Here is an 11,819-nt window from a genome sequence, read left to right as displayed (position 1 = left end):
TTAATTGCGGCGTTATTAACAGGATAAGAAACAATTATTCTGCGGCGATAATCAATAGCGAGAAAATACTATTTTTGCGTTTTTAACATCCCGCGAATTATGTGTGCTAACTGGATCACCGCCTGCTCCTCCCGCTCTCCCCAGGCCCAGGAGGTATTAAAGCGGAAAAACGGCGTCCAGGTATCGGAGGTGGAAAACATCTTGCCCGGGGCAATGCTGATGTGATGCCCCAGCGCGCGGGCGCTAAGCTCTCCGGCATCCAGCGGCGCGGGCAGTTCCAGCCATAAGAAGTAGCCGCTGTCGCTGTGATGGATTTTCACTTCGGCGGGCAGATGGCGCAGCAGCGCCTGCCACGCCAGCTGTTTACGTTCGGCCAGCGTGCGGCGCAAGCGTCTCAGGTGGGCGTCATAGCGTTTGGTGGCGAGATAGTCCACCAGCGCCAGCTGCATCGGGGAGCTGGTGGATAAGGTGCTCATCAGCTGGAGCTGCTGAATGCGGCGGGCATGTTTCCCGGCGGCCACCCAGCCAATGCGAAACCCGGCCACCAGGCATTTGGAGAATGACGAGCAGTGTAGCGTCATGTCGCTGCGATCCCAGGCTTTCGCCGGGAGCGGCTTTTCGCGTCCGTAGTAAAGCTCGCTATAGACATCGTCCTCGATCAGGGTGACGTTATGTTCGGCAAGCAAGGCGATAAGCTGCGCTTTTTTGTCGGCGCTGAGGGTAAAGCCCAGCGGGTTTTGTCCGTTCGTCATCAGCCAGCAGGCTTTTACCGGGTAGTCGTTCAGCGCCTGCGCCAGCGCGTTGAGATCGATCCCCTCGCGCACGTCGGTTGCCACTGACAGCGCTTTCAGCTTCAGCCTCTCCAGCGCCTGTAGTGCGCCATAGAAACAGGGGTTCTCAACGATCACCCAGTCACCCGGTTCGGTCACTGCCTGCAGGCTGAGGTTCAGCGCTTCGAGGGCACCGGCGGTAATCACAATTTCATCCGGGGAGATATTCATCCCCTGCTGGGCATAGCGGCGGGCAATGGCGTGACGCAGATCGACGTTGCCCGGCGGCAGGTTCTCAATCACGCTCATGGCGGTCGCGGTTTTACTGACGTTCGCCAGAGAGCGGTTTAACTGTTGTAAGGGAAAGAGACGGGGATCGGGAAAGGCTGAGGCAAAGGGCACGACCGAGGGATCGCGGCTGGCCTGCAGAACATCAAAGATATAGGTGTTGATGTCCACGGCTTCATCGCGCATCACCTGCGCGGGCGGCATGGGTTGTTGCCCGGTTGGACGGGCCGCCACGTAGTAGCCTGACTGCGGACGCGCCACAATGCGGCCCTGGCTTTCCAGCATCTGGTACGCATGACCGACGGTCATAAAGCTCATTCCGCTGCTGGTCACCTGCTCACGCAGGGAAGGCAGTTTATCGCCGGGCTGCCAGACACCAAGCTCGATCTGCGAAATGATTTGCTGCGCCAGGCGCTGGTATTTTTTCATCGGGTTCTCCTTGCTGCATCACATAGTATATCAGCAGGAGAAAAAAGGCAGGATTAATAAACTGTTATAGATAGAGGTGTGAATTTCAGCAGGCGTGACGGCGCCCGACTGACTTACTTACGAAGCTCAAACGGCACCCGGCGCGCATGGCGTGAGGCGGCTAAATGATCGAGCGTGATCATGGATGATTTGCAGAAAATGCATTTCGCACCGTGCGGATTTTTTTCAGACACGTCAAATGCGGAAGTACGGAACTGCGAACCATGACAGCATGGGCAACGAAAATGAATATTAGAACTCATGTAAATCTCCAGAACGTAAAAACGTTAAATACTAATGGGCCTTTGAAGGCAATAATGGTCTGAGACAAAACTAATCAGAACGTTCAGAGCGTAAAGAAAAAACCCAAGAGAGGCTGCGGAGAGGCACAACGTGATGAGAATGCTTTAAGAAACTGCGACGGATATTTTTTGGATTCAAACCGATAGATCATTAACGCACGGCTTCGTACAGGATGCAAGCGGTTTTCACGTTAATATTCTTTCCGTTACGCGACTCTCTGTATTCATTCAAATTTTTTGACAGCTTCTGTGAAATAAACGGCATTTCTTCTCAACCGGTAATCCGTAAAGTAGAGATCATTGTCTTTCTTCGAACCCAGGAATTCCCGCCATGAAAAAGATCGGATTTTTGTCATTTGGTCACTGGACGCCATCGCCGCAGTCCGGGACCCGCACCGCATCCGACGCCCTGCTGCAATCCATCGATCTGGCGGTTGCCGCCGAAGAGCTGGGCGCGGATGGCGCTTACTTCCGCGTGCACCATTTTGCCCGCCAGCTGGCCTCCCCCTTCCCGCTGTTGGCCGCGATTGGCGCGAAAACCCGCCGGATTGAGATCGGTACTGGCGTTATTGATATGCGCTATGAAAATCCGCTCTACATGGCAGAAGATGCCGGTTCAGCCGATCTGATCGCCGGGGGACGTCTACAGCTGGGCATCAGCCGCGGCTCCCCTGAGCAGGTGATCGACGGCTGGCGCTACTTTGGTTACGTGCCGGGCGAAGGTGAAAACGAATCTGATATGGCGCGCCGCCATACCGAAGTGCTGTTAGAGACCCTGCGCGGCGAAGGTTTTGCCAAACCCAATCCGCAACCGATGTTCCCTAACCCACCGGGGCTGCTGCGTGTGGAGCCGCATTCCGAAGGGCTGCGGGACAGGATCTGGTGGGGGGCAGGTTCGAACGCCACCGCGGTATGGGCCGCAAAGCTCGGGATGAACCTGCAAAGCTCCACCCTGAAGGACGACGAAACCGGCGAGCCGTTCCACATCCAGCAGGCGAAACAGATCCGCGCCTACCGCGACGCCTGGGCCGAAGCGGGACATACCCGCACGCCGCGCGTCTCGGTCAGCCGCAGCATTTTTGCCCTGATGGACGACCGCGATCGGATGTATTTCGGCTCCAGCCGTAACGAAAGCGACAGCGTCGGTTACCTGGATGAGAAAACCCGCGCCATTTTCGGACGCAGCTATGCTGCCGAGCCTGACAAGCTGATTGCCCAGCTGAAACAGGACGAAGCGATCGCCGAAGCGGATACGTTGTTACTGACCGTGCCGAACCAGCTGGGCGTGGACTATAACGTGCATGTGATTGAGTCGATTCTGAAGCATGTAGCACCGGCCATGGGCTGGCGCGACGAATAAACAGGCGTGCGCAGGGCCTGACCCCAGGCCCGCCGCCAGACATTTAGCCGGGTAGTGGCTACCGCCTTACCCGGCCTGTGAGTGCCTGACCCGTAGGCTCATACAAGTACAGCGACGTCGGGCATGTGCAGACTAACTATAACACACCCGGTTAATTCGCCGTTTTCTTTAAACTGTTATACATAAATTCCCCTTTTCTGTCTCTGATACTCAGTTTCCCTTCCCTTTACCATAACAGCCAGACCGATTGACCTTGAGGTTGTGCATGTTTGGTTTAGATGCGTTTCATCTGGCGAGGATCCAGTTTGCTTTTACTGTCTCCTTCCACATTATTTTCCCGGCGATCACCATTGGCCTCGCCAGCTATCTGGCCGTGCTGGAGGGGTTATGGCTGAAAAGCAAAAACCCCGTCTGGCGCTCGCTGTACCATTTCTGGTCGAAGATTTTCGCCGTCAACTTTGGCATGGGCGTGGTCTCGGGGCTGGTAATGGCCTACCAGTTCGGCACCAACTGGAGCGGTTTTTCACAGTTTGCCGGCAGCATTACCGGCCCGCTGCTGACCTACGAAGTGTTGACCGCCTTCTTCCTCGAAGCCGGTTTTCTCGGCGTGATGCTGTTCGGCTGGAATAAAGTCGGGCCGGGACTGCACTTCTTTGCCACCTGCATGGTGGCGTTGGGCACCATTATCTCGACCTTCTGGATCCTCGCCTCCAACAGCTGGATGCAGACCCCGCAGGGCTTTGAGATCGTTAATGGCCAGGTGGTGCCGGTGGACTGGTTTGCGGTGGTATTCAATCCCTCCTTCCCGTATCGCCTGCTGCATATGTCCATCGCCGCGTTTCTCAGCAGCGCGCTCTTTGTCGCGGCCTCGGCAGCGTGGCACCTGCTGCGCGGAAATAATACCGCCGCCATTCGTCGTATGTTCTCCATGGCACTGTGGATGACGCTGATCGTGGCCCCCATTCAGGCGATGGTCGGGGATATGCACGGCCTGAACACCCTGAAACATCAACCTGCCAAAATTGCCGCCATCGAAGGCCACTGGGAGAACCCGCCCGGCGAGCCGACCCCACTGCTGCTGTTTGGCTGGCCGGATATGGAGCAGGAGCGCACCCGCTACGGGCTGGAGATCCCGGCGCTCGGCAGCCTGATCCTCACCCACAGTCTTGATAAGCAAGTGCCTGCGCTGAAGGAGTTTCCGAAAGAGGACCGTCCTAACGCCACCATCGTCTTCTGGTCGTTCCGCATTATGGCCGGGCTGGGGATGTTGATGCTGTTGCTGGGCGCCGTTGCCCTGTGGCTGCGCTATAAGCAGCGGCTCTATCACTCCCGGCCATTCCTGTGGTTTGCCCTGCTGATGGGGCCATCGGGCTTGATTGCCATTCTCGCCGGGTGGATCACCACCGAAGTGGGCCGCCAGCCGTGGGTGGTGTACGGGCTACAAAGAACCAAAGATGCGGTGTCGGCGCATGGCGATCTGCACATGAGCGTCAGCCTGCTGGCCTTTATTGTGGTCTACACCTCGGTGTTTGGCGTCGGTTACAGCTATATGGTGCGCCTGATTAAAAAGGGGCCGCAGGAAGAAGAGTCTTTCCCGACCGAACACGATGGCCGTCCGGCACGCCCGCTCTCGGCAGCGAGCACTGAATTTACTACCAAGGAGACACCATAATGGGTATCGATCTTTCCCTGATCTGGTTTGTAATTATCGTCTTCGCTACCCTGATGTATATCGTGATGGACGGGTTTGATTTGGGCATTGGCATTCTGTTTCCTGCCATCCAGGATGCCGACGACCGGGATGTTATGGTCAACAGCGTCGCCCCGGTTTGGGACGGCAATGAAACCTGGCTGGTGCTGGGGGGCGCGGCGCTGTTTGGTGCCTTTCCACTGGCCTATGCGGTGATCATCGATGCCCTGACCATTCCCTTGACGTTAATGCTGATCGGCCTGATTTTCCGCGGCGTGGCGTTTGAGTTCCGCTTCAAAGCAACGCCCGTGCATCGCCCCTTCTGGGATAAGGCCTTTATCGGTGGGTCGGTGCTGGCCACCTTTACTCAGGGCATGGTGGTGGGCGCGGTGATCAACGGCTTTGCGGTCAGCGGCCGCGCCTTCGCCGGTGGCCCGTTCGACTGGTTTACCCCCTTCAACCTGTTCTGCGGCCTGGGGCTGGTGGTGGCCTATGCCTTTTTAGGTGCCACCTGGCTGGTGATGAAAAGTGAAAACCCGTTGCAGGGGCGGATGCGTCAGGTGTCAAAACGTCTGCTGCTGGCCCTGCTGGGCATTATTGCGGTCATCAGCATCTGGACCCCGCTTTCACAACCCGCTATTGCCGACCGCTGGTTCAGCCTGCCGAACCTGTTCTTCCTGCTGCCGGTTCCGGTGCTGGTGGTCGTGTTGGGCCTGTGGCAGTGGCGCAGCCTGAATAACCCGCACAGCCACCATCTGCCCTTTATGTTGACCCTCGGGCTAATCTTCCTCGGCTTTAGCGGGCTTGGGATCAGCATCTGGCCGCATATCATTCCGCCGTCGATTACCCTGTGGCAGGCCGCCGCGCCAGCACAGAGCCAGGGCTTTATGTTAGTGGGGGCGTTATTCATTATCCCGATCATCCTTGTCTACACTTTCTGGAGCTATTACGTGTTTCGCGGCAAAGTCCAGCCTGGGGAGGGCTATCACTGATGAATCAACCTGTCTGGAAACGTCTGATGTGGATGGTGATTATCTGGGGCGGCAGCGTCCTGGCGCTGGCGCTGGTGGGGATGTTCTTCCGTGTGCTGATGACCGCGGCGGGGTTCAAGTCGCATTGATAAGGGCAGCAGAATCACAGTATGAGCCGCCTGTTTCCCCTCACCCTAACCCTCTCCCCATAGGGGAGAGGGAACAGTCCGGTGCGCTATTCACCGGCAAAATCTGAAACAACCTTTTCGCACCTTTGAAGGGCCTGGTATTTACATCGCTGAGCTATCGGCATGATGTCCCCTCACCCTAACCCTCTCCCCACAGGGGAGAGGGAACAGTCCGGTGCGCTATTCACCGGCAAATGCTGAGAAAACCTTTTCGCACCTTTGAAGGGGCTGGTATTAACATCGCTGAGCTATCGGCATGATGTCCCCTAACCCTAACCCTCTCCCCACAGGGGAGAGGGAACAGTCCGGTGCGCTATTCACCGGCAAAATCTGAAACAACCTTTTCGCACCTTTGAAGGGCCTGGTATTTACATCACTGAGCTATCGGCATGATGTCCCCTCACCCTAACCCTCTCCCCATAGGGGAGAGGGAACAGTCCGGTGCGCTATTCACCGGCAAATGCTGAGAAAACCTTTTCGCGCCTTTGAAGGGGCTGGTATTAACATCGCTGAGCTATCGGCATGATGTCCCCTTACCCTGGCCCTCTCCTCACAGGGGAGAGGGAACAGTCCGGTACGCTATTCACCGGCAAATGCTGAAACAACCTTTTCGCGCCTCTGAAGGGGCTGGTATTAACATCGCTGAACTATCGGCATGATGTCCCCTCACCCTGGCCCTCTCCTCACAGAGGAGAGAAGACAGTCCGCTGCCCCACTCACCAACAAAATCTGACAAAACCTTTTCGTGCCTTTGAAGATCCTAATGATAACCTCACTGAACTATCGGCATGATGTTCCCTCAACGTAACCGGGTGGTGGCAGAATGTTTACAAAAACGTTATCGATGGTGATGCTGACCTGCGCGCTGTTTTCCGGTCAGTTGATGGCGGGACACAAAGGACATGAGTTTTATTGGGTGAAGAACGTGGATCATCAGCTGCGCCATGAGGCGGACAGCGATGAACTGCGCGCCGTGGCGGAAGAGTCAGCAGAAGGCTTGCGCGAACATCATTACTGGCAGAAGTCGCGCAAACCAGATACTCACTTGCGTTAATTAGCTGCTTTTGCGCTTCGGCAGCGTTTTCAGCAGATCGTCAGGGCTGACGGAGGCCACAATGCTGCCCGGCTGTGGCATTTTGAGGATGTGGTTTTTCATCTTGCCGATTACGTGCATTTCGCACGGACGACAATCAAATTTCAGGGTTAACACCTCATCGCCGTTCACCAGTTGCATCGGCGTGGCCTTCCAGCTCTTGATGCTGCCTTTGGCCTGCTTCGGACAGAGGTTAAAGGCGAAGCGCAGGCAGTGCTTGGTGATCATCACCGGTACGTCGCCCTTCTCTTCGTGTGCTTCATAAGCAGCATCGATCAGCTCAACGCCATAGCGCTGATAAAACGCCCTCGCCTTGTGGTTGTAGACGTTCGCCAGGAACGAGAGATGCGTATCCGGGTAGACCGGCGGCGGTACAGAGACTGCTTTGCGGCTGCCGCGCGGGTAATTCGCCAGACGGGCTTCGTCGAGCATGTCGGCGGTTTCACGACGGAACTGGTTCAACAGACTGTTCGGCACAAACAGCGCGCCAGGCAGGTTGACCTGAATATCCCGGGCGTAATAGATGGTCTGGCCCAGTTTGGCGATGCCGTCCTTGAGGTTGTTGAGCGCTTTTTCGGCGTTGTTCGCCACCTCAAATTGCCCGTCCAGAGTGTGAGTCACGCTGGTGCCATCTTCGCTGGTCATGGTGAGGATCAGCTGCTCTTCCCAGCCACCCAGCTCGATATCCACCGCGATACGGCGTTCGCTGGAGGTTTTCAGCAGCGCCTGCTGCCAGTTATGGTCGAGGTTGCGGTTCAGCGCGGCATGCGGACGCGCTTTATACAGGTCGGCCGGCATTTCGTTCGGCCAGACGCGATAACGGTTTTCAGCGGTTTTCTCTACCGTATTGGCGCGGAATCCCACCACTTCACGTTTGATCATCACATTCAGGCCATCGCCATTCGCCAGCGGTTCGGTCACTTCAACATCGAGGTAATCTTTCGCCACCTTCAGCACCTCGCCCACCGGCAGGCCGATAAATTTCGGTGAGTCGAACGCGCCAATGTCGTCTTTACGCGCATTCACGAAGTAGTCAGTGCTGCCGCGATGGAAAGTCTTGTCGGTGGAGGGAATAAAGAAGTGCTCGGTGCGGCCGGCAGAGCTACGCGCCAGACCGCCGCGATCCTCGATGATGGCATCGAGCATCTGACGGTAATGGGCGGTGATGTTCTTCACGTAGCTCATGTCTTTGTAACGTCCTTCAATTTTGAAGGATTGCACGCCCGCGTCGATCAGTGCCCCCAGGTTGGCCGTCTGGTCGTTGTCTTTCATCGACAGAAGGTGTTTTTCGAAAGCGACCACCCGCCCCTGATCGTCTTTCAGCGTATATGGCAGACGGCAGGCCTGTGAGCAGTCGCCGCGGTTGGCACTGCGCCCGGTCTGAGCATGAGAGATATTGCACTGGCCGGAATAGGCCACGCACAGGGCACCGTGGATAAAGAATTCGATGGTGGCATCGGTGGCCTGCCGAATGTCGCGGATCTGGTTGAGATTCAGCTCGCGCGCCAGCACGATCTGGGTGAAACCGGCATCCGAGAGGAACTTCGCTTTCTCCACGCTGCGGATATCGCACTGGGTACTGGCGTGCAGCTCAATCGGTGGGATATCCATCTCAAGCACACCCATATCCTGCACGATCAGCGCATCGACGCCGGTCTGATACAGGTCAGTGATCAGACGCTGCGCAGGCTCCAGTTCATCATCATGAAGAATGGTGTTCAGGGTCACAAACACCTTCGCCCCGAAACGGTGGGCGAATGGCACCAGTTCAGCGATATCGCGCAGGCTGTTGCTGGCATTATGGCGGGCGCCAAAACCAGGGCCGCCGATATAGACCGCGTCGGCACCATGAAGGATCGCTTCACGGGCAATGGCGGCGTCACGAGCCGGGCTTAAGAGTTCAAGATGATGGGATGGCAGGCGCATACTTCGTCGTTATCCGTTATGGTCAAAATGGCGGCTATTGTAGTCAGAAGTATGGGCTAACGGAACTGTTTTGCGCGCCTTTAGCGGGGATAATGGATAAGCGAGTGAAAGTGCACCGGCTGGCCGCTGCTGTTGCGGTAGGCGTGGGGTTTATCCCCGGCAAAACGCAGGCCGGTATCAGGGAAAAGCGTCTGCCAGGTACCGTCGATCTGCATCTCCAGTTCGCCGCTGATCACCACCACATGCTCAATCACGCCGGTTTCGTGTGGCGTGGATTCACTGAGTGCGCCCGGTGCGAGGGTAATCGAAAAGTGGTCGTACTTAAGTGCCTCATCCCAGGGGAACAGGGGTTTAACCACCATCGCCTGCTGCTGCGGGTCAAAAACCGGCGGGTTCTCGGCATCAGGGGTGATAAAGGTGGAGAATGGCACGTTTAGCCCGGTGGCGATTTTCCACAGCGTCGACACTGTCGGGCTGGATTCATTACGTTCCACCTGGCCGAGCATCGCTTTCGATACCCCGGTCTCCTCTGCCAGCTTCGACAAACTCCAGCCGCGTGCCTGACGCAGCGTTTTCAGTGTGATGGCAAGATGTTGTGTGATGTCCATGGTCCCTCCCGTTGCCGCGAGTGTACCACTTGTATGCTATAGCGCACAGTGATACATTTTCGGCTGTTATAACGCACAACGGAGTTCCCATGCGTCCCTCCACGATCGCTTTTCCCACTCTGCTTTCAGGTTTCGTTGCCGTAATGGTGGGCTATGCCAGCTCCGCTGCCATCATATGGCAGGCCGCGTCGGCGGCAGGTGCGACGGCACCACAGATTGCAGGCTGGATGACCTCGCTCGGGATCGGCATGGGGATCAGCACCCTGGCGCTGTCGTGGTGGTATAAAGCGCCGGTACTTACCGCCTGGTCAACGCCCGGCGCCGCCCTTCTGGCCACCAGCTTGCAGGGGGTCACGTTGTCCGAAACCATCGGCATCTTTATCTTTGCCAATGCCCTGATTCTGATCTGCGGCGTGAGTGGCCTGTTTGCCCGGCTGATGAAGATCATTCCCCATTCGCTGGCGGCGGCGATGCTTGCGGGCGTTCTGTTACGCTTCGGCTTGCAGGCGTTTAGCAATCTGGAGGGGCATCTGCTGCTGTGCGGAAGTATGCTACTGGCATGGCTGTTGACCAAAGCCTTCGCGCCGCGGTATGCCATCGTTGCAACCCTGCTGGTGGGCGGTGCGGTGGCAGCACTAAAAGGTGACGTTGTCACGGAAAAGTTAACCCTCGCCGTAGTGATGCCGGAATTTATCGCCCCGACCTTCACGCTCACGACGCTGGTGAGTATCGGTCTGCCCTTCTTCCTGGTGACCATGGCCTCGCAGAATGCTCCGGGGTTCGCCACCCTTAAGGCCTCCGGTTATCCTGTGGCCGTCTCGCCGCTGATTGTCTTCACCGGCGGGCTGGCGCTGCTGTTATCGCCGTTTGGGGTCTATTCGATCTGCATCGCGGCGATCACGGCAGCCATCTGTCAAAGCCCGGATGCGCACCCGGATGCCAGTAAACGCTGGCTGGCTGCGGCGGCGGCAGGCGTTTTTTATCTGTTGGCAGGCATTTTCGGCGGCTCCATCAGCGGGTTGATGGCGGCCCTGCCGTTAAGCTGGATCCAGACTTTAGCAGGGCTGGCGTTACTGGGCACCATCGGTGGCAGCCTGCATCAGGCACTGCACAATGAGGCCGAACGCGATGCTGCGATTGTGACGTTTTTACTTACCGCCAGCGGGGCTACGCTTGCCGGGATCGGTTCGGCGTTCTGGGGATTAGTGGCGGGCGGTGTTTGTTACGCCCTGCTGTCACGCACCCGACGCGCGTAGCTGAGACGGCGTCAGCCCGGTGGCGGCGCGAAAGCGGTTACTGAAATGGCTGGCGGAGCTGAATCCGCAGGCCAGGGCGATTTCGGTCAACGGCTTGCCGGTATGCCGCACCAGACTTTTAGCCCTCTCCATCCGGCGCTGCATCACGTACTGATGCGGGGCCATCTGCATCGACTGACGGAACATGCGGGCAAAATGAAACTCGCTCAGGCTTGCCTGCGCCGCCAGATCCGCCAGCGTTAACGGCTGGGCCAGATTCTCCTCAATAAACCCCAGCACGTTACGCAGCACGAACGGCGACAGGCCGCCCGTTACCGTTGGCAGCGTCCACTGCACGTTGCTGTAATGCTGCACCAGATGAGTCAGAAGCAGCGTCGAAGCGGTGCTCAGCGTCAGCTGGTTGGCCGACTGCTGCCAGTCGCAGCCGAGGATAAAATGGCGGTACAGGGCGGTAATGCTGGCATCGTCACCAAACAGGTTTTCGTCCAGGGTAAAGCTGTACGGGCTTTTGTCCCAGATCTGCTCGCCGACGTGACGCAGGTGCGCATCGGTACAGTAGAGGTGGATAAACGACAGGTCGTCGCGGATATCCCAGGTGGACTCGCTCTCTTTAGGCATCAGGCAGAAACGGTCCGGGCCGCCGCCGTTTTTCCAGCCCGCAGAGGTTTTGTGATAGCTCTCATAGCCGTCGGCAATGTAGAGGCTCAGGGTATGGTGATCGCAATATTGCGTAATGGTGTCGCGTTTATTTGACCAGGCCGCCAGCTGGATCCCCGAATTCAGCGCCACGGCATTGTGCAGCACCGCTTTATGTTTGCGCAGATTTTCAAAGGCACCGTACATCTCAGCCATAACGACTCACACCCTGATGAATAAGAATTAATAAGTCTAAAAAGATC

11 protein-coding genes are annotated in these 11,819 nt (G+C 57.1%); 6 read left to right on the top strand and 5 right to left on the bottom strand.

The window, feature by feature from the left end; genetic code table 11:
* Positions 1-68 precede the first annotated feature (68 nt).
* Together C3F35_RS22945 and ymcF are read right to left on the bottom strand one after the other, a co-directional pair.
* A complete protein-coding gene (locus tag C3F35_RS22945; protein WP_077227840.1) occupies positions 69-1,487 on the bottom strand; it encodes an aminotransferase-like domain-containing protein in 1,419 nt (472 codons plus the stop codon).
* A 113-nt stretch (positions 1,488-1,600) separates the two neighbouring features.
* The gene (gene ymcF / locus C3F35_RS22940) at positions 1,601-1,789 is read right to left on the bottom strand and encodes a cold shock small protein YmcF (protein ID WP_032610866.1); all 189 of its coding nucleotides are present in this window, start codon (positions 1,787-1,789) and stop codon (positions 1,601-1,603) included.
* 370 nt (positions 1,790-2,159) lie between these two features.
* Between ymcF and C3F35_RS22935 the strand changes: the two genes are divergently transcribed.
* The 5 genes from C3F35_RS22935 to C3F35_RS22915 all read left to right on the top strand — a co-directional run bounded on the left by C3F35_RS22935 (position 2,160) and on the right by C3F35_RS22915 (position 7,091).
* Positions 2,160-3,188 carry an LLM class flavin-dependent oxidoreductase gene (locus tag C3F35_RS22935; RefSeq protein WP_103792299.1) on the top strand — a complete coding sequence of 343 codons (1,029 nt, stop codon included), beginning with the start codon at positions 2,160-2,162 and terminating at the stop codon, positions 3,186-3,188.
* 265 nt (positions 3,189-3,453) lie between these two features.
* Positions 3,454-4,860 (top strand): cytochrome ubiquinol oxidase subunit I, encoded by a 1,407-nt coding sequence (locus tag C3F35_RS22930; protein ID WP_032610874.1) that lies wholly within the window; start codon positions 3,454-3,456, stop codon positions 4,858-4,860.
* Positions 4,860-5,870 (top strand): cytochrome d ubiquinol oxidase subunit II, encoded by a 1,011-nt coding sequence (gene cydB / locus C3F35_RS22925; protein ID WP_103792298.1) that lies wholly within the window; start codon positions 4,860-4,862, stop codon positions 5,868-5,870. The genes C3F35_RS22930 and cydB overlap by 1 nt, the downstream gene beginning before the upstream one ends.
* Positions 5,870-5,998, top strand: a complete 129-nt coding sequence (locus C3F35_RS22920) for a DUF2474 domain-containing protein (RefSeq protein WP_032610877.1) — start codon at positions 5,870-5,872, stop codon at positions 5,996-5,998. The genes cydB and C3F35_RS22920 overlap by 1 nt, the downstream gene beginning before the upstream one ends.
* An 862-nt stretch (positions 5,999-6,860) precedes the next feature.
* Positions 6,861-7,091 (top strand): DUF2554 family protein, encoded by a 231-nt coding sequence (locus C3F35_RS22915; protein WP_032610879.1) that lies wholly within the window; start codon positions 6,861-6,863, stop codon positions 7,089-7,091.
* Here C3F35_RS22915 and C3F35_RS22910 read toward each other — a convergent pair whose 3' ends face one another.
* Together C3F35_RS22910 and C3F35_RS22905 are read right to left on the bottom strand one after the other, a co-directional pair.
* Positions 7,092-9,056: a peptidase U32 family protein gene (locus tag C3F35_RS22910; protein WP_032610880.1), complete on the bottom strand. Its 1,965-nt coding sequence runs from the start codon at positions 9,054-9,056 to the stop codon at positions 7,092-7,094.
* 80 nt (positions 9,057-9,136) lie between these two features.
* Positions 9,137-9,664, bottom strand: coding sequence for a helix-turn-helix domain-containing protein (locus tag C3F35_RS22905; protein WP_032610882.1), 528 nt, complete (start codon positions 9,662-9,664; stop codon positions 9,137-9,139).
* A gap of 89 nt (positions 9,665-9,753) precedes the next feature.
* Between C3F35_RS22905 and C3F35_RS22900 the strand changes: the two genes are divergently transcribed.
* Entirely contained in the window at positions 9,754-10,920 is a 1,167-nt protein-coding gene (locus C3F35_RS22900) for a benzoate/H(+) symporter BenE family transporter (RefSeq protein ID WP_103792297.1), read from the top strand.
* On the opposite strand, the gene C3F35_RS22895 is transcribed toward C3F35_RS22900, so the two are convergent.
* Positions 10,900-11,772: a helix-turn-helix domain-containing protein gene (locus tag C3F35_RS22895; RefSeq protein ID WP_103792296.1), complete on the bottom strand. Its 873-nt coding sequence runs from the start codon at positions 11,770-11,772 to the stop codon at positions 10,900-10,902. The two genes, C3F35_RS22900 and C3F35_RS22895, sit on opposite strands and share 21 nt — an antisense overlap.
* Positions 11,773-11,819: the final 47 nt, after the last annotated feature.

Source organism: Leclercia sp. LSNIH3 (assembly GCF_002935105.1).
Lineage (GTDB): Bacteria > Pseudomonadota > Gammaproteobacteria > Enterobacterales > Enterobacteriaceae > Enterobacter > Enterobacter adecarboxylatus.
Note: the sequence above shows the minus strand (reverse complement) of the source record. Positions and strands in the feature narration are given on the sequence as shown.